This window comes from Idiomarina sp. ST20R2A10, assembly GCF_051842345.1.
Taxonomy (GTDB): domain Bacteria; phylum Pseudomonadota; class Gammaproteobacteria; order Enterobacterales; family Alteromonadaceae; genus Idiomarina; species Idiomarina loihiensis.
Window position 1 is genome coordinate 187,187 of sequence record NZ_JBNIEY010000004.1, and the last position, 23,019, is coordinate 210,205.

General features: G+C 44.1%; 21 protein-coding genes. 10 read left to right on the forward strand and 11 right to left on the reverse strand.

What is annotated here, in order from left to right; all coding sequences use genetic code 11:
- The first annotated feature begins 50 nt into the window (after positions 1-50).
- Positions 51-638, forward strand: a complete 588-nt coding sequence (locus ACP7H9_RS08270; protein WP_208107278.1) for a hypothetical protein — start codon at positions 51-53, stop codon at positions 636-638.
- A gap of 69 nt (positions 639-707) precedes the next feature.
- On the opposite strand, the gene ACP7H9_RS08275 is transcribed toward ACP7H9_RS08270, so the two are convergent.
- Positions 708-1,166: a hypothetical protein gene (locus tag ACP7H9_RS08275; protein ID WP_114982439.1), complete on the reverse strand. Its 459-nt coding sequence runs from the start codon at positions 1,164-1,166 to the stop codon at positions 708-710.
- A 1,122-nt stretch (positions 1,167-2,288) separates the two neighbouring features.
- Here ACP7H9_RS08275 and ACP7H9_RS08280 point away from each other — a divergent pair.
- The 9 genes from ACP7H9_RS08280 to ACP7H9_RS08320 all read left to right on the forward strand — a co-directional run bounded on the left by ACP7H9_RS08280 (position 2,289) and on the right by ACP7H9_RS08320 (position 10,614).
- On the forward strand, positions 2,289-2,864 hold the full coding sequence (locus tag ACP7H9_RS08280; RefSeq protein WP_439222566.1) for a hypothetical protein: 576 nt from the start codon (positions 2,289-2,291) through the stop codon (positions 2,862-2,864).
- 22 nt (positions 2,865-2,886) lie between these two features.
- A complete protein-coding gene (locus ACP7H9_RS08285; RefSeq protein ID WP_133493660.1) occupies positions 2,887-3,681 on the forward strand; it encodes a hypothetical protein in 795 nt (264 codons plus the stop codon).
- A gap of 194 nt (positions 3,682-3,875) precedes the next feature.
- Entirely contained in the window at positions 3,876-4,418 is a 543-nt protein-coding gene (locus ACP7H9_RS08290; RefSeq protein ID WP_114982436.1) for a recombinase family protein, read from the forward strand.
- 482 nt (positions 4,419-4,900) lie between these two features.
- Positions 4,901-6,307: a HEPN domain-containing protein gene (locus ACP7H9_RS08295; RefSeq protein ID WP_439222567.1), complete on the forward strand. Its 1,407-nt coding sequence runs from the start codon at positions 4,901-4,903 to the stop codon at positions 6,305-6,307.
- A gap of 487 nt (positions 6,308-6,794) precedes the next feature.
- Complete coding sequence (locus ACP7H9_RS08300; RefSeq protein WP_114982431.1) at positions 6,795-7,295, forward strand: hypothetical protein; 501 nt, start codon at positions 6,795-6,797, stop codon at positions 7,293-7,295.
- Positions 7,296-7,365: 70 nt separating this feature from the next.
- The gene (locus tag ACP7H9_RS08305) at positions 7,366-7,983 is read left to right on the forward strand and encodes a hypothetical protein (protein WP_114982430.1); all 618 of its coding nucleotides are present in this window, start codon (positions 7,366-7,368) and stop codon (positions 7,981-7,983) included.
- Between the two features lie 212 nt (positions 7,984-8,195).
- Positions 8,196-8,891 carry a hypothetical protein gene (locus ACP7H9_RS08310; protein WP_114982429.1) on the forward strand — a complete coding sequence of 232 codons (696 nt, stop codon included), beginning with the start codon at positions 8,196-8,198 and terminating at the stop codon, positions 8,889-8,891.
- 75 nt (positions 8,892-8,966) lie between these two features.
- A complete protein-coding gene (locus tag ACP7H9_RS08315) occupies positions 8,967-9,602 on the forward strand; it encodes a hypothetical protein (protein ID WP_114982428.1) in 636 nt (211 codons plus the stop codon).
- An 88-nt stretch (positions 9,603-9,690) separates the two neighbouring features.
- Positions 9,691-10,614, forward strand: a complete 924-nt coding sequence (locus tag ACP7H9_RS08320; protein ID WP_114982427.1) for an AbiTii domain-containing protein — start codon at positions 9,691-9,693, stop codon at positions 10,612-10,614.
- A gap of 237 nt (positions 10,615-10,851) precedes the next feature.
- Here the strand turns inward: ACP7H9_RS08320 and ACP7H9_RS08325 are convergent, their stop codons facing one another.
- From ACP7H9_RS08325 to ACP7H9_RS08370, 10 genes are all read right to left on the reverse strand, one after another.
- On the reverse strand, positions 10,852-11,352 hold the full coding sequence (locus ACP7H9_RS08325) for a hypothetical protein (RefSeq protein ID WP_114982426.1): 501 nt from the start codon (positions 11,350-11,352) through the stop codon (positions 10,852-10,854).
- A gap of 73 nt (positions 11,353-11,425) precedes the next feature.
- Positions 11,426-11,695: a hypothetical protein gene (locus tag ACP7H9_RS08330; protein ID WP_227016392.1), complete on the reverse strand. Its 270-nt coding sequence runs from the start codon at positions 11,693-11,695 to the stop codon at positions 11,426-11,428.
- A gap of 337 nt (positions 11,696-12,032) precedes the next feature.
- Positions 12,033-13,127, reverse strand: coding sequence for a hypothetical protein (locus tag ACP7H9_RS08335; protein WP_114982424.1), 1,095 nt, complete (start codon positions 13,125-13,127; stop codon positions 12,033-12,035).
- 60 nt (positions 13,128-13,187) lie between these two features.
- Positions 13,188-13,583 carry a hypothetical protein gene (locus ACP7H9_RS08340; RefSeq protein WP_114982423.1) on the reverse strand — a complete coding sequence of 132 codons (396 nt, stop codon included), beginning with the start codon at positions 13,581-13,583 and terminating at the stop codon, positions 13,188-13,190.
- A gap of 273 nt (positions 13,584-13,856) precedes the next feature.
- Entirely contained in the window at positions 13,857-14,342 is a 486-nt protein-coding gene (locus ACP7H9_RS08345; protein WP_114982422.1) for a hypothetical protein, read from the reverse strand.
- A gap of 4 nt (positions 14,343-14,346) precedes the next feature.
- Complete coding sequence (locus ACP7H9_RS08350; protein WP_114982421.1) at positions 14,347-16,218, reverse strand: hypothetical protein; 1,872 nt, start codon at positions 16,216-16,218, stop codon at positions 14,347-14,349.
- Entirely contained in the window at positions 16,212-17,723 is a 1,512-nt protein-coding gene (locus ACP7H9_RS08355; protein WP_114982420.1) for a hypothetical protein, read from the reverse strand. Before ACP7H9_RS08355 ends, ACP7H9_RS08350 begins: the two co-directional genes overlap by 7 nt.
- On the reverse strand, positions 17,713-18,948 hold the full coding sequence (locus tag ACP7H9_RS08360) for a tyrosine-type recombinase/integrase (protein ID WP_114982419.1): 1,236 nt from the start codon (positions 18,946-18,948) through the stop codon (positions 17,713-17,715). Before ACP7H9_RS08360 ends, ACP7H9_RS08355 begins: the two co-directional genes overlap by 11 nt.
- Positions 18,949-19,153: 205 nt before the next feature.
- On the reverse strand, positions 19,154-20,506 hold the full coding sequence (gene gorA, locus ACP7H9_RS08365) for a glutathione-disulfide reductase (RefSeq protein ID WP_439222568.1): 1,353 nt from the start codon (positions 20,504-20,506) through the stop codon (positions 19,154-19,156).
- 127 nt (positions 20,507-20,633) lie between these two features.
- Positions 20,634-22,943, reverse strand: a complete 2,310-nt coding sequence (locus ACP7H9_RS08370) for a S9 family peptidase (RefSeq protein WP_439222569.1) — start codon at positions 22,941-22,943, stop codon at positions 20,634-20,636.
- Between the last annotated feature and the right edge of the window lie 76 nt (positions 22,944-23,019).

The window sequence follows — 23,019 nt, forward strand, 5'->3', positions numbered from 1 at the left end:
TAGAGAGATTCAAGTGTATCGAATATGACTATTTAAAAAGGAGCTTTTACATGGATTTTAATAGTTACATAAATGCTATTTGGGGACTTATTGGTGCTATGTCTAGTACTGTTGTATGCCTTGTCACTTTTCAGAAGTTGAAGAGATTCAAAGAGGAAAAAGTAAAAGAGCTGCACAGTAAATACTCTGCCATTAAACGTCTCGCAAATGATATGGATCACAATTACTCAGAAATATTGCTTATTTTGAGTGGGCTGACTACAAAAGTTTTAACTAAGAGTGAAATTCAGTGGTTTATTAATGAGCCAGGCGCATTCTCGAAACTCGAGCAATATGAAAAAGCCGGTGGCAGATACTGCGAGATAAACATCAAGGAAAGTGAGTTTTCTTTGACTGAACGCGTATCTACACTTAAGAAGCGTGCGATTGAACGGTTCAAAATTATTGGAGTCGGGGTGGGGCTACTGGCTGTTTTTTCGGGTATGTGGGGACTAATAATTTATAACGTAAATACTGCTCACCTATTCTATCTTGGACTAGCTGCATGGTTTATATACTTCTTGCTTATCCTGTGGGGAGTGAATCTATTCTTGGGAGATATTAATCGGGCGCTTAGACTCCAGGGTAAACCGATATAAGACTGAATCGCCAATAGTTCACTAGAAACGAGTAGCGATTCAGATTAGGTTTGAGCGAATACTGTTAGTCTATTTTACTTTGTGCATGTTTCGGCTGTAAAAGCACTTTTTGACTTCATACTCACTGATTTCATCAGACATGCAACTTGTACTCTCCGTTCCATCGCAGAATCGATACAAGATCGCGCGACGTTTATCAGCGCTCTCAACGAGTAAAATCTCTTCAACATCTTGAATCGCGTATTTTTTGTTTTGACTCATGAAGCGAGGTGTCATAAGAGAAATTTTGTGACTTACGACACGCTCCGACTTTATAAGCGTCAGCGCTTGATCATGCGTGAGACAAAAAAACCGGTGCATGAGTGGGTAAGTTTCTTCTTCATCGTTGTATTCAATATCGAGTTCAACATGAAAAACTTCAGTGTTAACAGAGATTTCTATCAATGGAAATTGTCTTGTTTCAGTGTCACCTAAGGCTGCTAGTAGTTGGTTGTCAATTTCCCAACTTTTTTGTGCTTCTAGATACATATTATCCGTCCTTTTTATATATTATTTCTGTTTAGGAGTGGTTTACCGCACTCAGCACGGTGCGAGGCATGAGGCATAAGATGCTTTAGCCTCGCAGACACTGATTTTATGATAAAAAAATGCAACCGGTTTTAGATAAGGTGGCTAATTTTGCACCTTATCTAAATCCCCTCAAATTTTGAGGTTGAAGTAAAAGAAAAACGCAGCCAATCATCGCTGCCGTATTGTGATTCCTGATCAGAATCCACTAAGATTCGGGTGGTCGGTTTTGGACGCCACATAGGCATCAGCAGAGCGTTTAGAATAATTTCTTGGGCGAGGCTAGATTCCATAGACCATCCAAAGTTCCCTTAGAGTTTGGGACTGAAGTAAAAGACAAACATAAGTAGCACAGCTTTAAGTGTTTTAGAGTTTGTAATACAACCATTTAAAGGTTTCTTTAGGCAGCCAAGCCACTAAATCCGACCGTTGCAGGGGACTTTTATCAGGGGGAGGAGTCCCGCTGAGAATGCAGATAGCAGAAAGGACTGCGTATGCAATTCTTCTTATAGTTAGGACAATAGCAAGAGAGTAAACAAAGCGGGGGCGTTCTATTTGGTTTACTTCTATAAAACAAAACCCGCCAAATTCGACGGGTTTAATCATTCGTCTTCGGAGGGCTACCAAAAGTAGTGATACCCGAAGCTCACCTCGCAGATCATAGGCAGCCTTAAGTAACTTGTCAACGGGTACGCTGGTTCATGGAAACTCTAAGCAGCTGTGTTCCGCAACGCAAGCTGAACCACTACTGTTTCATATAGCAGGCCAAGATAGCATTCTGAGTTGACTATCGATGGACTGGTTTCTTGATACCTTAGACTATCAAACACACGGCCGTCCCTAGCGGCAGGAAAGCGAAAAAACTAACGGGTCGAAGAGAGGCCGCATTGGCTGCTGTTGAAGGTAACGCGATATTTTAGCCGAGAGAGTCAGAATGAACCCATGAGTGAGCTATTAAATACTCCATTTTCTAGTAGTGGCTGAGCTGATATGCTAAAAACTAAAGAAAAATTAAAAACAGTCTCTATTCAATAGCACAACTATCCGTTAGGTCAGTATTTAAATTTCAGAAGACAAAACAGCATGAGCGAATCAAGTCACTTTTCCAGCAGGCTAAGAGAGCCTTTAGTCGAGACAACTCGTAAAGTTCGTCGTAACCTTATGACAGCTTCTGTTATCGGTGTTGTATTAACAAAAGTAGGCTTAGTGCCATCAAAAATTTCAGCTTTTGGAGTTGAGTTTACCTCCTCTAATCAGCGAGCTTTGATGATAGTACTGGCCGCAGCAATTGCCTATTTCGCTGTAAGCTTCATGGTCTATGTCTATTCTGAGCTAACGGCCTGGAAAATTGTTATTGCTTCGAAAGAAATCGAAGAGATAAAAGAACAAAGTAAAAATGAATCTTACCAAATATTTGGGGTTGACGAAGATGAGAAGTTTCGGCAGCACTTACGAGAAATCTACTCTCGCTCGAAACCAACATTTTATATTCGCTTAGGTGTAGAGCTTTTAATTCCTATAGCCTTTGCGGGGTATTCATGCTTTTCGCTAGTTAATGCAGAAATCCCAAATGACAATAGCAAACCGGCAACAGTATTAGAAAAGCCTGCAATCAATTGGAATCAGCAGGAATTAAGCAAGGGTGAAGTCGAAAAATAAGAAGTTAGGCTTAAGGAAAATCATGGCTTCAACATCTAGAGCTAAGCTAATAAAGTCTATCCAAGAGAATTTACGTTGCCCGTTAGATTGGGAGGGGAGAGTTGAGAAGGGCATATTCCTCCAGAAGTGGTATTATACAGTATCGGATTGCCTGCCAAATAGAGAACAAGATGCATTTTCATTAAAAGGTGTCTTTGCCGATAGTTATCTGCCGGAGCCCGATGAAGATATTCTCTCAAGTGAATTTTACGACAAACAAGAACTTCACGCCCTCTCAGTTAATAGCAAACTTCATAGATGCGATTGTCGAAATCAATATAAAGCTGAGTGTCAAAAACACCATAGATTGGAAGCTCAAAAACCTAGCGAAAGAAATAAACACTATGTTCTGTCCGCCAAAACTATTGAAGATATAGTTAGGAAATCTACTGAAAAAAATAATGTTGGCCTACTTTTACCTAACCTCTCCCCAGAAGCTCAACTTCGTTTTTATTGGGCTGCTATCAGTGACATCTTTGTAAGGTTGATTTTTGAGCAAGAAAATATAGGTGAGTACTCAGACCGTCAGGTATTTGAGAATGCATGGAACGTTCTGATGACTAGAGAGCAATTCAGAATTTGTGTTGATACGATGACGACTATTGGCTATTACTCTGGAAAAGAGGCCCGGTGGTTGATCTATGACACTACTCTATCAGGTGGGATCACACATTGTTATCCAGCCCTTGAATCACTGCCTAACTGTTATGAAGCAACATTAGATAATTTGCAAGGAATTAAAGAAGCATTTATAAAAGGAAGAAGTGATTGGCCGTAAATAAGACTTAATAATTAAATGCAGGTAATTAATTTGCGTGAGCGCTAAAAATCATCGGTAGCCTCTATTTGGTTTTGTAAATAAAACGACCGTTTTCTTTCCGTCCTATATGTTCCTGCCAAAATGCTTGCCAAGCCAACAAGCCGTGTTAATAAATTACGTAAATAAATCTACGTTAAGCAAAGGTGCCTTTTATGTACGTTGGTTATGCGCGAGTAAGTACACAAGATCAGAATATTGAACTTCAGATTGATGCACTCCAAGAGGCTGGGTGTGAGGAAGTCTACCAGGAGAAAATCAGTGGAACGAAATCAGACCGGCCTGAATTAGAAGTTTGTATCAGAAGTTTAAGGCAGGGGGATATTTTTGTTGTTTGGAAGTTGGACCGCTTAGCTCGCTCTTTAAAAGATCTAGTTTCAATTATTACTATTCTGGATAGCAAAGGTGTCGGTTTCATGTCTCTCACTGAATCAATTGATACTACCAGTGCCGCAGGTAAATTGATTTTTCATGTTTTTGGAGCCTTAGCTGAGTTTGAACATAGCTTAATTCGTGAGAGGACTAAGGCAGGCTTACAGGCAGCTAGGGCGAGAGGCAGGAAAGGTGGCCGAAAGCCAGCTCTTAATGACTCTGATGTTAGGAAAGCACGCGCAATGTTGATCGACCCACACATGACGAAAACTGAAGTTGCCGAGCATTTTGGGGTGAGTCGTGTAACTCTGAACAAATATTTGTAGAACTTACTGGTGTAAGAGGCGTAACTTGTCGTGAATCCGGGGTTTTTGACGCTTGCGGCTAGCAGTGCTTTATTGTTCGCTGTCTGAAAATGACGGTTTTTGACGAATTTACGACATTTCTTTCTAATTTATAAAAGCAAAGAGAACATCCGCTTGTCGTTAAATGGTCGCTTTTTGCCAAAAAGCGACAACTTGCAGTGTGTTAATGTGTAGTACCTCATATCTGATCTTACAGTTTCGATGAATAGGTTTGGACTTCATCTGACAGACAGCTATGAGCGACGAGCGGACTGTGCTATCCCGGCTTTGCATGGTATGTTGACTTAAAACACCTCACTAATAATATGCTATCTGTCTAAGTGGTGGAGATAAAAAATAGAAAATTCCTAGCTACCATTGGGTCATTTGCCATTATGACTTAGGGCTCTGGCTTTTGTATTTGCCAGCAGAACAAGGACTAACATTTTACTTTCGGGATAATCATGGAAGCAATCGAAACTCTTGAACTCAATAAGGACTATGGTTTTGACGTTAGAGTGCAGGACGGTGAAAGACGTTTTGCAGGACGTCTGGAGTTATCACCTGATAGAGTAACTCTCACTGTAAAAGGTGAGGAAACTGGGGATAGAGCGTGCTCTTTTGGTTTTTCAGATATTGATGAAGTATGGTGCGAGGGGTTTAATAACTCATTCATATTGAAAAATTTAAGGGTGCTTCGCGCTCGATCTGGAGTATTAGAATACAAAAAAATTGGATTTTTTGAGTATGTTTATGAAGTTGACTATCTGGCATACTTTACATCGAGGGTGCATCAAGGGCAGAAGTTTAGTGGTTTTTCAGTAGATTTCGAAGAGGCAAAAAACTGGATTGGACATACGAACACTCAAGATAAAATACTAAAGCACTATGAAGAAAAGTCGCTTTTTAACGACAAAGATTTTGACCCTACCCAATTTAGGCTGCCTCTTCAGGGTGTTGGTCATATTATTTTAGCATACAACGTTAGCGCCCATTATTCTGCGAGCGATTTTTCTTCAGGTGTACATTTTCCACCGTCACTCCATGTTATGCTTTCTGAAGAGCAACCGTTGGACTACCTTAAAGAGTTGTATGACAGATTCTATAATCTAATGTCCTTTATCATTGGCAATGATATTAGTGTTAACAGTCTGAAAATTGCTTTCGACACTACTATGTACTCGACAGTTAAAGCATCTTTGTATTATCCCCATACTAAGTATTGTCGCCAACGTAAGAGCAGGTACCCCTTATACCCACTGGGTAGAGATCTACGTTTCGATACCTTTGGTTACCCCGAATTTGACATTTCTGCCTTTGACCGCTTTTTCTCGTTAAACAACGATGACTCATCAAAGTGGAAGAAGTATCGAAAATATAGAGATATGAACAGCGTTGAAGAGCGATTTTTAGGTTACTTTAGACTCCTCGAGTCCCTTGCCTACAAGTCCAAAAATTATGTTGATGAAGAAGTTCTAGGCTCACTAATCGATAAGTTTAAACTGTGCCTTGTTAAAAGATTTGACGATCAAAAGTCAGTTACAAGCTTCTTAAAAGGTCTGCCTAGATATAATGGTTCTAAATACAATACCGCGAAATGTATTGGCGATTTCTATAAATCTTTACCTGAGGAAATACGATATAAATGGATATTTTCTAACAGCGATATTAATGGAATTTGCAAACTTAGAAATGATATAACTCATGCTAATGATTATCACGAAAGTGATGATAGCCTATATAAGAAGTCTATATTTATAGAGACACTTCTTGTTTTTGCCCTATACGAAAAGTTAGGTATACCCAGTGATAAAGTAGCGTCTATTATTCACAGGTTAGACGGACATGACCACATCATGAATAGAGGTTGAGATAGAGGTATATACTTAAGAGCCTTCTAGTGAGTAAATAATTGATGGAGTAAGTTCCCTTGAGTTTCAACAGTAACACTGCGGTGTGCGGTCACTGCATACTTTGCAAGTAGTAAAAATGGCATTGGCAGTAATCACAGATAACAACTTAATGAGCTTCGCACCTTAGGTGTTGGACACCTACTATGCGCTTAGTTTCTTTCCAGTTATCGATTATTGATGCGCGACACGTTCACTTCGACAATATTGCGCGCTTTGGTGTTGTGTATTTAAGTCGCTTACTGTCAATGGTATAAAAAAAAATAAAGGTTAGATATTGTGCGCTCGGTAGAGTGTAACTGAGCAAGTTCAAATTGCCTTTGCTAACTCTGAACATTTCAAGGCAGTAATGCTAGCTTGATCAGTAACTTAAGAACCGAAAACTATCAATTGAACGAATTCCGAAGTGCGCACGCACAATATACAAATGTTAGACAGGAGCAAGCGAGTGCCAACCATTGAGTCAATCAGGAGCACCTTGCGAAAGCAGTGCTCAACAACAGCAGGCGAAGACGGTGAGAAGTTCGCTGAAAACTGGCTCGCGAACTCTGGATGGACGTTCGAAAAGATCGCCCAAGGAAAGTGTAACCTTGCAGAGGAACTGAAAAAGTATGGTGGAAAGAGACCGGATTATCTGATTGAGGTAGATTCTGGTTCGGTAATTCTTGCAGATGCTAAGTATCACTCAACTGAAGATTGTACGAAATTTACGCTGACGGATGGCGAACTTGGTAAGTATCGAAGTTTAGCCAAATTTTGTGAGGATTCTTTTCCGGATAAAGTGTTTGACGTTGTATTTATGTTATTCCCGAAAGAATGTGACGGAAACAAATTTGTTTGGGTTCATCTGTGTGAGTTTGATAATGGAACAGCGACCACTTTAGGAGGCAAGCCAGCCACTGAAGTAGACCTGAGTGATAGAGGCGGGCTTTGGTGTGAAAATGCCTAACAAGTGCAGGCACGGCGACACCCACTACATTGCGCGCATGCTGCAAACGTTATGTCAACGAGGTTAAATAGTGGAAATTAGAAGGGATTTCACATCGGTATCTGAGTACCTTGATCGGCTTGTCCAGTATGCGGCAGCATTTCGTAAGAATAATTTAGAAGCATGGCCAGGTTTAAAAAACAATGAAGATTTTGATCGTGTCTATAGGATGGATTGGAATGAGCGTCGTGCTTTTGAAAATGTATATTCTCAAGGTAGAGACTGCGCTGTAGCCCTTTCGGACAGACTAATAAGGTTTAATTATCCAGAAGAAAACCCAACACTTACCGATTTCGTCGATTCACTACAAAAGGGTTGGCTATATCAATTGGATGACTTAAAGAAGGTCACCGAAGAGGCTAAGGAAGTTGCTGCATCGATTGAAAATACCCCATGGGCTGTCGAGCAAATGATCGTCTTGTACGAAGACCAACTGAGGCTAGTTGACGCTGCACGCAAGACTGTTGATATGCTAAAGAAAACGCGCTTATATAAGCTGGAGAATGGTATCGAATCAGTGGATCCTGAGCAGGATGGAAAAGAAAGCGAAACGCTAAAACCATGGTGGAAAAACTTTGATAGACGTATAGCGGTTATAGGGCTGATAGTTGCAATTGCTGGGCTGGCCTTATCCGCGGGCATTTTTTGAGACATAACTAGGCCAAGCAGAGCGACAGCCTTTTCGTTGCGGTTTCGCCTCCACTAAAAATCTGCGCATGTTGGTGGCTTTAACGTCCGTTCCTTGCACTAATCTGGCAGTCTGTTGAGAGTGAGGGCTGGAGATTCTTCGAATCGCTGGACGTCTCGCGCCTCACAACCAGCGCACGAGGCTGGCGTTAAACCTCAAGGGAGTAAGAGAAAATGCCACTATACTTACCAAGGAAAGTAGTTCTTAACTGGTACCTGTATGACGTATCGTTCTCGTTAGAGCTTATAAAGAGCTTCATCGAAGGTATTGAAACTCAGGCTGATGAGTCGGTAGCTAGATTTGAAAAAAAGAAAAAAACGCTAGTACTTGATGAAGTGCCTGAGGAAAACCATACTCGAGTGGTTGACGTTCATCAAGGTCTTGATGATGAAACATGGGATCTTGCAGAATTATTCATTAATTACTTTCCGAGCCTTCAAAGGCGGTCAGCTCTGCTTACACTGTCAGGTTATTTTGAACACGAGCTTGATAAATTATGCTTGCTCTACCAGTCTGAAAGGTCTTACCAGTCATCACTTTCTGACATAAAACGTAAAGGAATCGATAGATCAACTAACTATCTAGAAAAGGTTGCAGGTATAGATGTTCATAAAACATCATCAGAGTGGAACGAGATAAAAAAAATACAAAAAATACGTAATGTCATAGTGCATCAGGACGGGAAGCTCAGTGACTATCAGGGAAACTCGATCAAGGCGGCAAAGGACTTCATAAAGCAAGTTGATTCATTAGATGGTGAGGAAGAAGTTGTCATTAAAAGTGGCTTTCTTTCTTACGTTGTCGGCATCTATGAATCGTATTTCCAGTTACTTAGCGAATCCATTTCAACGAAAGAAAAGAATGCTTAACAAGGCCTGGCACTCTATTGAACGAATTCTGAAGTGCGTAAGCACACTTTATAAATGTTATGACGAAAGTACTCTATGCCTGAACAATTAGACGATAGTAGCGAAGATACCTATGCAGGCCGTCGAATTAGGGCTGCAATGCATCCATTTTCGGTTGAATTTTTGGCGGGTTGTCGAAAGTTTTCTGATTTAGCCGAAGAGACTGACGATGGGCAAGAAGTTATGATTTACGCCACATCTTGCATCGTGAATGCCGCTTGTTTCTTGGAGGCAAAGCTAAATGAAGAGATTGCGGTCGCGCGGATTTGCTTTGATAAGGGCTCGGATGAGCGGAAGTGTTGGGACGAGCTTAAGGAAAGCGAACGAAGCTATTCGGTTCCTCAAAAATGGAGTCAAATAGCCGCGCTTACGGGCGGCTGTCGTTGGGATTCAGGGGTAGACCCGTTTCAGTCTTTTGAAACCATCTCATCATTGAGAAACGAACTTATACATTTCAAGGGCGATCTACTTGGCAAAGACGAAGCGCCATCGAGAAAAATAGCCGGTCTTATGCGGCAGCTAAATATTAAAAGCAAAGCCACATGGATCGAAGATGACTGCTCCAGCTGGATTACTGATCTTCTCTCAGAAAAGTCTATTGTAAGGTGGGTATCGGAAAAAGTCACATCGTTCGACCAGCAGTACTATGAGCTTATGCATGGTCGGTCATAACGAGTAGCTGTTGTCACAAGCGTCTCTACTGGCGCTCCGGCGCGCCGCAAAACCAAGCACTATGCAATAAAGGGAACGGAGGTTTAAATTGTCACTTCTCCAACAGATTCAGGAGTCCGTGGTTCAAGAAGGAGTCGATCTCGGGTCAATTCTATTAAAGCTGCGCCTTCTTGCTGCGAGGCTTGGTAGCGATATACTTGAAGAGTGGGTGAAGCACGAATCCGAGGGTTATCCGAGAGATTTCGATGTTCCTTCTTATCGAGTGGTTGGCGTTACCTACCGTGGCACCTTTTCAGGTGCATTTGGTGCTGGCATCAAAAACGCACAAATACCGCCTTATCTCATCGAAAAGCACGCCGGTGAAGACTGGACGAAGTACAAAGTTCGGGAGAGCATTGCTGCTGTGGATGAGATGGTTAAAAAGAATGCCTCTGATGGAAGTTCTTTCGGCATAGATTCCTCAAATCTAATTTTGCTACTTCAAGGCAAGGTATATGAGGGTCACGCCTGCAATGATATAAGTGGGTCAATTTCCCCCACCTCGTTCTATGAAATTCGGCAAGCTGTTCGAAGCCGAATTCTTGAACTTACTCTCGAATTAGAGAGATCAGTGCCCGGTGCTGCCCATGTGGCATTTGGAACAGCCAAGGCAGAGAAAAAGGATGCTGAGCAAGTTCAGCAAATTTCACAGCAAATCATCTATGGAAATGTCTCAACCGCCGTAGCCGGTGGCGGTGGTTCCCAAATAGCCGTTGCGGTGAACGAAAAAGATGGCGAGTCTTTTATTAACCACCTTGTTAAGTCTGGAATCCCAGAAAAAGATGCAGCTGAATTAGCGGAAATTATAGCAACGGAGCAACCGTCTAGCGTCGAAGAGCCTTTTGGCGAGAAGGCCAGAAAATGGCTAGGTAACAATCTCAACAAGGCAGCAGAAGGCACATGGAGCGTAGGGGTCTCTGTGGCCACGAAAGTTCTCACCGAAGCTGCGCTGAAATATTACGGCCTCAAGTGAAAATGCATCGCAAGGCGATCAAACTCCCTCCCTTCGGTCGCCGGGCCTCGCTAACGTTCGCCCGTTTTATTTCCGCTCTTGGCACGTTTGCGACTGTCAGATTTGATTGAGTTCTGTTAATCGAACTTGACAGATAAAGTAAAGATTTATTCAGTTAATGATACTGAACGTTTTCTAATTTAGCCGTTGGTTGGGAAGGTTACTCTATTTAAGAAAGGCTGTTTGAATCGTGACTAGCTATCTGATTTGTATAGATTCTCGAATCCATTTTTTTGAGTGTGTATATCTAATATCAACAGAAAAATAGGGCATCCCGTTTTCTTTGTGGTTTTGTGTCGCCCTTGCTTGATCAAAACGGCATAACCAAACGTGACCGGGTTCAATTACATAAGGGAGAGGTTGGGTAAACGGTTGATACTCAGTCATTACACCCATAGCCCTTTTCATTCCTTTGGGCGTATCGTTTTGGGAAAACCTTATCTCAAGAATTGTGGTCGCTGATTTTCCGAGATTTTTAACTTCTACTGCTATAAAAGGTTTCATCTGCCGCATTTCAGCTCCACCTTCAATGATTTTTTTTCCTGGCTCGTATTCAATTTTTCCCATCCAGTCATATACGTTAGGGGAGGTTGTGACGTTAATCCTTGGTTTAGAAAGTACCCACGATAAAATGCTCCATCCAAGTAAAGCGGTTGAGAGTATCGCTCCCCACCATGCTGTAAAGTTTTGACTGTCCATAGAGTACCTGGTTGTTAAAGCAAAAATAAAAGGCGTTTTAGGTAAGTCAGGTTCTCGACTTCACTGCGGGCTGTTATTTGCACCGAAATTCCAGTGAAACGTTCCCTGGTTTTGCAAAGCCTGAATCTGTCATTTCCAAATTCACAGTTTCTACTTTCTTATTGGACTTAGCGCAAAATGCATTTGCTTCTTCATAGACTTCAGCCTTGACTGCATCTGGAGGGCCAAAGCCAACTTGAGCGCTTCGTTGGGCGATCATGTAAACACCGTCATCCATAGGAACGACACCAGTACTGCTGCAGGCCGTCAGTAATAAAGCAGAGCAAATCAACAATTTCTTCATCGATATTCCTTAATTTTAAAGTAGCGCGGGAATCGCTGTTAGATAGCTACGTAAGAACCAGTTATTTCCGGAATGCGGTTTCCGGCGCTCTTTCGCATCGCTCTCGAGCAACCTCAATAGCGTGCCTCCCAGCGTTCGGTGCTGACTTTAAAGTTGGATAAGAACCTATTTCCTTAAAGTACTGAACTCCAAGGCTTACACAGCGGTTATATGTGTCTTTTTCCTTAGCTTCGCGCGCGACTCTTTCCTCGCTGCTTTCGCCACAAGAAGAAATAGCCAAAACCGATAAAAAAGCGAAAATCCCTTTTTGAGTCATAACAAATCCCTTAACGATAGGTTACTCCCTAAACAGCTCATCAAATACGACATTCTTAAGTTTACCCATATCCTCTGGTTGATCTCTTCCCAATGAAAAAATTTCATCTAGTTCATTGCGAGACATTCGAAAAAACATGTTTCTTGATGACTGGTTTCCAATTCTGATGTGAAATGACAAAACAAAAGTGTTAATGGAGACTTTGGATTCATACAGTCTCGTTGCAAGTTCGTGTGCGTATTCAAATACATTATTTCGAACTTGTTTTGGGGTGACGTTCGAAATATTGACATCGATATTAAACCACCCCTCACCATTGTCAATTTTATCAAGGAAGCTCACGGAAATTTCGCCGTCAATAAACTTTCGTGGAGTCGTTGGATTTAACTCATAGAGCCCGTGATTATTAAGGAACTCTCTTAACGCGCGTTTCTCTACGATATTTTTTTGCTTTTCGTCCTCGGACTGTTCTTCTGCTGCTTCCTGCGAGTTTGCCGACATTTCCATTCCAGTGTAGATGAAGAACTCTGGAATAAACTTCGTGATTTTATAAAGAGTATAGAACAGTGGTATGACGCAGCTATAAAAGATGGCTGTTTTCGTAAGGTATAAAGAATGAGAGTTGACTATAGATATAACGTAGGGGTACAGCAAAAATAGAATTACTGGAAGTAACAACAGGATATTCTTCAATGCTCCACGATTAGATATATATCTGAAGTAAGCTCGTATTTTTCCATAATGTCTGGGCACGAATTTTGTAGAATGTATGGTAAGTATATATCCTTCTTCTTTAGCGTAATCCAACGTTGCACTCAAGAAATATATTAAATATAGGCCGTATAGCCAAGAAGCCACAGCTAAATTATCGGAAAAGAACAGGGCTAAGAAGGGAGCCGCAGTAAGGTATGCCAGTGAGTAGAGCAATTGCCGGCCAAAGTGCAAATACAGTTCTAAAAACATTCGTCTAGAGAATTTGAATGAAGAAAACCCGCTTTGTAGAACGAATAGCATCGCAGCGAAAGCAATACCAAATAGAACTCCAGATACTGAGAGCAGGGTTCTGTAGAAATCTTCAAGAGCAATTGGTAATGGAGGATTGAGAATTATGTCCAAGTTACCTGTTTCCTTAACGTTTTAAATATTGGTGGCGCAGGCGTTCTAATGTCGTTTATGTTAAACCCTGGAATCAAATCCTGACGAAGCCTGGAGCCCACCCACCAGAAATGCCAGATAAGAAGCAAGCACGATGATTACGGTCAAAAGTGTAATGTACTTGCCGATCTTCATACCTTGAGGGTTTCTCACTTCGTGTAGATATCTAAACTGGGCTAAGTATGAGACTCCAGTGGCTAGAGCGGCTAGCGTTACGCCCGAGATGTAGTATTTCAAAGCGCAAGTAAAGTAGTCCATACCTGAAGCAACATTTACATTGCCGAGGAATGTTAGTAATGATATTGCGGCGCCACCATTAATTATCATGGCGCTTTTCAGAGCCATAGCGGCCATTTGCATTACAGATCTAAACTGCTCTAGCTTAGTCTCTTCTTGGAGTTTTAAGTTGTTTTGCATCATCATCCTCTAAGATTTAACATTTAAAACAGGGATGTAGTTTCTATTCGTTAATTTTTTATTAAATAAAATAAAAATCCCTGTTTAGGTAATATACCACCGTCAACCTTAAATATTTTCTGCGTGGAACTATGGGTAATTAATCTTAGAGTTGAAGATCTCATTGGTGAAATATTTGTATGTATTATCTCAGCAAGAAAATAGGGTGTATTCAGTGTAAACCACTAAACTCTTAGTACACTTCAGAGTATTCTAGAACATGTAGTATTTCAACTACCCTTCATTTATCGCCACAAGCTTCGCGCGTTTAAATTCAGCGACCTCGTCGTTTGCTTGCTTCAATAAACTTTTGTTGTTTTCGTGCTCTCTCTGCAGCAGTTTATAATGCTGTCCTAACGTTGCGAGCTGCGATGACAATTTATCCGACTCTTGCTGTTGCCGTTCATTCTTTAGTTTTAACTCTTTGTTTTCTGCTTTTAGTTTTGTTATTTCGCGTCGAAGAGCCAGGTCACCTTCACTTTTCCCTGCCGAATAAGCAGGTCGTGGCAGTTTAGCACCGTACATAGAGGCTACCGTCTCTGCTATTTCGGCGCGTAGCTGCTCATAATGAAACGCTGAGTTTCGGCCCAAGCCAGCCTCATCTTCAACTGCTTTGACAGACAGCTTTCTCTTTTTCGATATTATTTGCGGGCATCCACGCAAAATTCGGTTAAATGCATCGGTCAATTTTCTCTCTGTATCGTTTAAACGTCTTTCCATTTTACTACTCCTTTTCTGCTAATAATTTCATCAAAACGTTTTCTATCTGAATGAAGTGCTGATTCAGCGCGTTATTATCAGCTTGGTCGCGCTGGTCACGAATTACCTGCAGCCTCTCTTGTGCCCAGTGCTTTAGTTCTTTCGATAATGTACTGGAGGACAGAATTCCGGAATTGCACGCTCTGGCATGCATGCAATTAGTGATCAATGAACATGAATGTTCGTGACCTAGAAGCTTAGCGCTCTCCTCGAGAGTACTTTGGCTACTAAATGTCTTTGCTTCCCAATAAGCAATGACGCCCTCTTCAGGCACTCTGGTTGGTGGTTTGTAGTTATTAAGCGCGGCATCGGTCGCGCCATTCGCGTAATGAAGCGCCATGGTTAACGATAAATGCTTATACTGATACATAATGTCATGCGCAGATGCCAGGTCGTGGCGTCTGAGATATACCGCCATAGTCCGTCTGAGCTGGTGACTGGTGATGTGCCACAGTTGACCAACTGAAAGTTTCATTGAGGCGCCCGGGTTCACTATATTTAACTCTTCTAAGTCGCCGGGCTCTATTTCAGCGTTAATATGTCTGACTAAATTATTGTAGCGAGAGTTAAGACCTCTGTTTCGCACCGGTACAGGCACTCTGCTTAGTTTATTCTGGCTGAGCCATAGGTGGTTTTGATAGGGCAGCTCATTGTACTTGAGTGTTGATCTTTCTGACTCAGTGAGTGCTTTTGCGAGTTCAAGTGCGCTAAATACCACGGGAGCGACTACGAACGTCGCTTTTTTTACGCCGCCCGCAATGAACTTATAGCTGTCTGCGCGTACTTTATAAATGGTTTCACCGTCACGCTCAGTCGAGAACCAGTCGCCGATTTCGATACTTAAAAGCTCTGAGCTTCGCATACCAGAGAAAGCCTGAGTTACGAGCAGAGAAGCATTCATTAACTGTCGTTTATACTCCAGCCAGTCGGCGTACGAGTTGATGTTAAAGCGCCTGATTGAAAGCTGCTTTATAGCAGATTCATACAGCTTCTTGCGCCCGATCCTTGCTTCACGCGATATTTCTTCCGTTACTGTTTTTTGGTGCGCGGTTTTTGATGTGAACCTTGAGGGCTGAAGCCACTTCCAGATGCCAGATTCTATTTTTTGCTCAATTTTCTCTTTGGCGTCGTTATAAATCGTTAATTCTTGTTGTTTGATAAATGAGAGTTCATCTTTAACACTGAACGCTTCTTCAATAAGCGCTACTGACTCTGAGTAAATGCAGGTCATCAGTCGTGGTGGTATGACGAGCGTCTGCTGCTGTCTTTTGTGGCTAACTCTTCGAAGTGTTTCTTTCAGCGGAAGGTCGCGAAGACCGACTTGAAACGGCAACAGCGTGTCAAAGTGACTCGCCTTTTTCAGTGCAATGAGCTTTTGTCTTATTGTGCTGACACTTTCGTCTGCTGCAGCGAGTTGCTCAAAATACTCGTTGAGTAACATCGGTTGCTGGAGTTCGCTTAAACATTCTGCCCGTTGTTCGATCAGAAAGTTTAACGCTGACTTAAATTTTCCAAAGCGCGTGGCCTTGCTGGAAATCTTAGTTCGGTCTTCAAAGTTAAGCCACAAGTAGACAATAACTTTGGTCTGAAACAAAAGTTTCGGATGGTCCTTTAGCAGCGAGAAGTCGAATGAGTAAGCGTTTTTATCACGCAGTCCCGGCACCATTTTTTTCAGCTGCCAGAAGTTATCTTTAAATACGGACTCACAGCTTAAAAAAACGGGCATATTGGGCAATGTATCGGTATCCATGCGCCGAACAAGCCCGACAAACTCTTTCAGTGGGTCGAGCCTTAGTTGCTTGTCCGTGTGCTCCAGGAATCGGTCTTCGGCTAACATTTGTCTGTTACCTGCTTTAAGCTGTTTCCTTGCCACAGCGGGTGGGGACCGAGCTTTTCGAACAAGGCATGCGCTTCATTGCGGATGCCCTGTGAAAAGCATTCAAAGTTTCGCTCAGCCATTTCTGATATCAGTGGCCACTTGGATGTTAATGTTTGACTCTCAAGTTGCTTTATTAGACTGAGGTAGAGCCAGGCCGAGTAGGGCTCGTCAATTAACGCCTGGTGCTCACAACTGAAACACTTAAAAATCGACTCTAACTGAAGCGAGTGTTTGGTTTCTGACGCAGTCTCAGGTTGTGACTCCGCTTTGCTTTCAATGGGTTGCGTCACGTTTTGATAGATATGCTTCAGGCTACTTGCCATGCGAGACTCGCTCTCAAATGCGCTGGTACGAGAGTAATTGTTTGTTACTTGAGTGACTTGGTTATCGAGCATACGCGCTGATGAGTGAGCGCCGTTTCTTCTCGCTTCTTCAAGGCTCACGTTGACTCGAAAGTTTGAAATCAGCGGGAATAGCTCCGAGCCATCATCCGCTTTAAGCGCGAAGCTTTTTTTGAACCACTTATTAAAATTGCTGAGGTGCGCACTTTGCAGTCTCTCTGCTTGCTGTGTCGGGAATGCAAATAGCCATGGGGTTTGTGGCGCTGTCTGATGAGCAACTTCGGCTAAACAACGAAAAATTTGACTGAGATAAGAGCCCGATTCCTCCGGGATGGGCGTCGAAACATGCGCATAGCGCGCCCTGGGTTTTACCTGTGTGTATTTGAGATATCGCTTACCGTCGATAACCGTCGTCTCCAGCTCTCGCGTCATTTTCAACAAAACACTGCTGTTGAGCCCGGTAAAAAAACTCACGAGATAGGCGCCACAGGCAACGAAGCGACTTAATGCGCCGGTCACCTGGTGCTGTTTTCCATGAATCTGCACGGTTGCGATAGACTGCCACTTGGTGCCGATAAACCCGGTCGGGTCGGCTTTATAGGCGGTGAATAACTGACTGAACAAGTCGTAGAGAGTCACAACAAGCAGTTCAAGCTCCCGTTGAGAATATCCTTCATGGGAAGTTGCCTGAGAGCGCTTGAGCCGGCGTACGAAGTCAAAGTATTCGGCGTAATTGCTGTTGATGGCCTCTAGCGTCGCTTTCAACTCAGATACGGCTTTGACATAAACCGAGTCAAGAATATTACCTTGCAGCTGTTTATCAAAAAGGTGCTCGGTGTAAGCGTTGACTGAAACCGCCTCAAACGGATTCTGAGCGATTTTATCGCAAAACCTAACGTATGACGCCAGTTGTTTAAATTTACTCGACCACGAGGCTGCTGAGCCTAGCATATGGTCAAAAGCATCTAGGCATTCACGCATGAAATCACGTGAGCGTATCGGTGTGAGCTTTTTGAGCTCGTCTGAGTCGGGTACGAGTGCATAACGCAGTCGATTGAAGTCATGCGTTTTTAATTTACCGCCGGGCATTTCCCAGACGCGAACGCCGTTGTCACCACGCATTGCGGATCCTCATGCCACCGCAAAGCTTATCCATCAAATGCTCTTTACGTTCGTTATTTTTAGCTTTTAGCAAATCATTGCTGATCAACAGCGTGTATATGAATGTTGTGAAGCCGCTGCTATGCCCGAGCAGTCTTTGCAGGTAGGACGCTTTGTGCTCTTCGCCCAGACCGTTTAACTCTTCTGATTTCATGAAATTAAGTGCGAAGGTGGCTCGCAGATCGTGAAAGCGCACGTTAAAACCCAATTCAAACAAAGACGCTAGTTTGGCTTTGAACTTGTACCAATGCGCATAGAGCGTGTGCTGGCTGTACCGGGTGCCGCGTTTCGTGATGAAAACCGGGGCGTGCTTGGCGTTGTCTTGGAGCTTATGCTTGAGCTCAAGATACGGCTCACTGGTGATGTAGCGCTGTATCGCTGAAAATAGAGCCTTCGGTATCTCAACCTCTCGCGACTTTGAGAATTTCGTCTTCATGCCAAATTCAGGACCGATATTAATTTTGACGTGATCCGGTCTGATTACGCTTTGCCTTGCCGTTTTCACCGCGCTCAGCGTTAAGCTGGTGGCTTCGGATATACGAAGACCGGCGCGGGTGGCAAGCTCGCAGAGCATACGAAAAACCGGCGGTTGACGTTTAAGCTCTTGTTCGAACGCTCGTTGCGTCTCCTCGCCCATGGCTGCGAGCTGAGGCTCGGAGCTTTGGAACCCGTGGAACCGCAGATCAGTGGTGAAGATTTGAAAGACGGCGCCGGATTTGGCCGGCACTTTCGTTTGGTAAGCACGAAACGGCATGCAGTCCTCTGAAAATGAGACAAGCCCTTCTGACATGACGTATTTGTAAAACTGAATGACCCACCGCATGTAGGCACTGGCCGTTGATTTTTTTATTTCGCCTTGGTGAAGCTGTTTTTTCAGCGAACGGTGGTAGGCGTACGTTGGGCGCTGACTCTTGTCATAAGGCATCTCGTCCCAGCGCATATCATTTTGCTCAAGGAACTCCCAGTATCGTTTCAGGCCGAAAGCGGACGGGTACAGCGCTTTTTGCGTTTTCTCGAGGATGAGATATTGAAAGTAGGATGTTGCTATCTCGACCCTTCTCCCCTTGGAGTCATCGAGAAAATGCATTTGGTCGGTGGTGTGTCCGTTGCAGTACACCAGCTTATCATCAACGGTCTTAACGGACTTGTAGATGATAAATTGCTTGTGTCGGCGTAATTGAGCCATGAGCCAATCCTCGTAAAAGATTAATGGCTCAATTATGCCTCGCTTTTTTACTCACCAATCTTAGATAAGGGCACGAATTTGGCACCTTAAATCCGCTGATTGATTTTTTTGAGCGATTCGAAAGCAACGTTCAACTAAAAAATTTCTGTTGTCGCTGCCTTCAGAATCCCCTTAAAAGCGTGTTTTGATGATTGTTTGATACTAGCTATTTAAATAAAACAAACTCTTCAGCACTGGTCGGATGCAGAGCCACAGTCGAATCTAAGTCAGCTTTAGTTGCCCCCATCTTCAAAGCAACGGCAAAGCCTTGTAATATCTCGTCCATACCTTCACCAATACCGTGAATGCCGACCACTTTTTCTTCTTTGCCGTGGCATACCAGCTTAAAATAACTAAGAGCTCGGTGCGGGGTAACGGCGTTGTACATGGCCGCGAACGATGACTTATACACGGTAATGTTGTCTTCGCCGAATTTGAGCTTAGCGTCTTCCTCGCTCAGACCAACGGTGCCAATGGTCGGGTGGCTGAATACCACTGTCGGAATATTCTCAAAGTCCATGTGTGCGTTTGGCATGTTGTTAAACAAGCGCTCCGCCAATAAACGTCCTGCTTTTATAGCAACCGGTGTAAGCGCCGCGGCCCCCGTATTATCGCCTACAGCGTAAATACCTTGTACGTTGGTATTCTGGAACTTATCGACGTTGATGAAGCCGTCGTTGTCCAGCTCTACGCCGGTGCATTCTAGGTTAATTTTGTCGGTTGCCGGTAAGCGGCCTATAGCCCAGACTAAGCAGTCGACACCATCCATTGTCTGACCACCTTCAAAGTGCAGGGTTAATCTACCGTCGTCTTGCTTAACCACTTCGCGAACGGTGGTTTCGGTGTGAAGTTCAGGGCCGTCCTGCTTCATGCGCTCCAGCAAACCATCGGTAATATCTTTATCAAAGGTGCGCAACGGACGGTCACGACGTACCATTAAGTGTGTGTCGGTGCCTAATGCATGGAACACACCGGCAATTTCAACGGCAATATAGCCGGCTCCAATAACGGCTGCCTTTTTAGGCTGTTCCGTCAGGGCAAAGAAGCCGTCGGAGTCGATACCATGCTCAGCGCCCGGAATTTCAGGGATCATAGGGCGCCCGCCGGTGGCAATGGTAATATGGTCAGCGGTAATCTTTTCTCCGTTAACTTCTACTGTTTTGTGGTCAACGAATTTAGCAAAGCCTTCTATAAACTCAACGCCATTGCCTTGAAAGCCGCGATGGTAACCACCGTGAATGCGTTCAATATAGGCTTCGCGGTTTTTAACCATAGTTGCCCAGTCAAAAGCTTTTTGTTCAAGCTCAAAGCCGTATGACGGCGAGTATTTTATGGCTTCAGCAATATGAGCGCCGTACCACATGACTTTCTTGGGAACACAGCCCACGTTTACGCAGGTGCCGCCAACGTGTTTCGCTTCAATAACGGCGGCTTTCGCGCCACGTATCGCTGCGCGGTTGGCTGAGGCTATGCCGCCACTACCTGCGCCTATCGCAAGATAGTCATAATGTCTGGTCATATTGCTTAACTCCTGTACTTAATTCAAAAACTGCGGATATCTTGAATAAAAACCCCGTATCTTGCAAATAAAGACACGGGGTTGTCATGCTTTTTATACCGATAGCGGTAATCGAAAGATCAGTTCATTACTCAGATGACGAACGTTCGCCGGCTGGTAAGTTCTCTTTCACAAACTCGGTCATCATGGTGCGTAAATGAAGGGTTGTACCTTCACCTTCGTAAATACCATGAGAGCGGTTCGGGTAAGCAAAAAACTCAAACTGCTTACCGTGTTTAATGAGCTCGTTGACCAGGCGCTCGCTGCCCTGAAAGTGAACGTTATCGTCGCCTGTACCGTGCACTAACAGTAGGTCGCCTTTCAGGTTTTCAGCGTGAGTAATGGCAGAGGTTTCTTTATAACGCTCGGCAGACTCAGGCAGTAAACCAGAGTAACGCTCCTGATAAATGGTGTCGTACAGCGTTAAATCAGGTACCGGTGCCAGCGCCATACCCATATGGTAGCTGTCCGGGTAGCGGAACAGCGCATTCAGGGTTTGTGAACCGCCGCCGCTGTGTCCCCAAATGCCTACGCGGTTTTCATCAATGAAGTCCCAGCGTTCCAGCATTTGTTGTAGCGCATCGTATTGGTCGCGTACGGTAACAACGCCCAGGTTCTTGTAAATAGAACGGCGCCAGTCAAAGCCGCGTGGTGATTTGGTGCCGCGGTTATCAATAGACGCAACAATATAGCCCTGCTGTGTCAGCATGGTGTGCCATAAATACAATGAGCCGCCCCAGCGGTTGGCCACTGTCTGCCCCCAGGGTTCGCCGTAAACGTAGAACAAAATGGGGTATTCTTTGCTGGGGTCGAAGTCAGTCGGCTTCATAATGTAGCCGTCCAGCTCTAACCCGTCACGAGCTTCCACCCGGAAAAATTCAACCGGTTGTTTCTGCACCTGCTCAACCGCTTGCTGTGCTTCTTTATTGTCAACCACGGTACGAATAACTTCATGATCCGGCAGTGAAATCATATTAGTAACCGGAACCTGGTTAACCGAACTAAAGGTATGTTCAGCGTATTTGGCATCTTGCGAAATGCTGTAACTGTGGGTGCCGTCCATGTCCGGGGTCAGACGTTCTAAGCGGCCGCTGCCGTCTAAGCTGGCGCGGAACAGATAACGCTCCAGAGGTGTTTCCGGTGAAGCAATAAAATAGACCCAGCCGTTTTCTTCGTTTACCCGCAGCACTTCAACCACGTCCCAGTTACCGCGGGTAATCGCTGTGGTTCTGCCGGTATCACGATGCACGCGATAGATATGGCGATAACCGCTGCGTTCGCTTAACCAGGTAAATTCGCGACCATCATTTAAAAAGTGAATGTCGTCGACATATTCGGCCCACGAGTCGGTGCTTTCGCGTAACAGCTCCTGACTGCGACCGGTTTCAATATCGCTGATAAAAGCGCGATTAATGTGCTGTTTGCGGGTCAGTTGCTGAATTAACAGTTTTTCGCTGTTGCCAGCCCAGTTCATGCGCACCAGGTAATGCTGGCGAGGGTCACCGGGAATATCCATCCATTTTGTCTTGCCGCCACTGGCCGGCATAACGCCAATGCGCATAGCCGCGTTAGTTTCACCCACTTTCGGGTAAGGGAACTCTTTTAACGTTGGGTAGAGTTCGTCGGTGTTATTGATCATGGTGAATACCGGCGTGCCTTCGGTGTCCAGCTGCCAGTACGCAATGTGCTGCCCATCCGGGCTCCAGCGAAAACCATCGCGCAGGAAAAACTCTTCTTCGTTAACCCAATCGAAGGTACCGTTAACGATAGTGTCGTTGCCGTCGCTGGTCAGCGCGCTGACAGTGAAGCTGCTAAGATCCTGCACGTAAATGTTGTTCTGCATAACGAACGCGACTTTTGTACCTTGCGGATTAAACTTAGCAAACTGCAAAGTCGACTCGGGCGCATTACCACCCAGTTGGCGTAATTCATTGTTGCTGCGGTCCAGCACCCAGTAGTCGCCCAGAGTATGGGTACGCCACGAACGCTTGGTATTGGTGAAAATGAGTACTTTGTCGCCATCGTCTGACCAGACGTAATTGGCAATATCCAGCGCTTTGCTTTTACCTTTAGGGGTAAGCTGTTCAGCACTGACTAAAACCGTGCGTTCGTTGGTTTCCGGGTGGTAACGAACAATATCGCGACCATCGGCTGAGTCGGACTGCTCTAAAGTCGTGTAACCTGAGCCGTCTTCAAGCCAGCGAGTTGGAGCCGGGCGGTCAATACTGAAGGTATCGCTGGCGAATATTTTTTCCGCTGTCAGCTGGCTAACGCCTGTTACGTCAGCTTTATCGGAGTCCGCAGTGGATTGTCCACCCAGGTTACTACAGGCACTTAAGGTGATAATGGCCGTTAATCCGGCCAATAAGCGCAAAGATCGAAAAGAGGTGTCAGACATGACATTTACCTTTATTCTGATTTATTAACGAACTGATAATACCGCAAAAAACGCAGGAAACCACATAAGCGTGGTT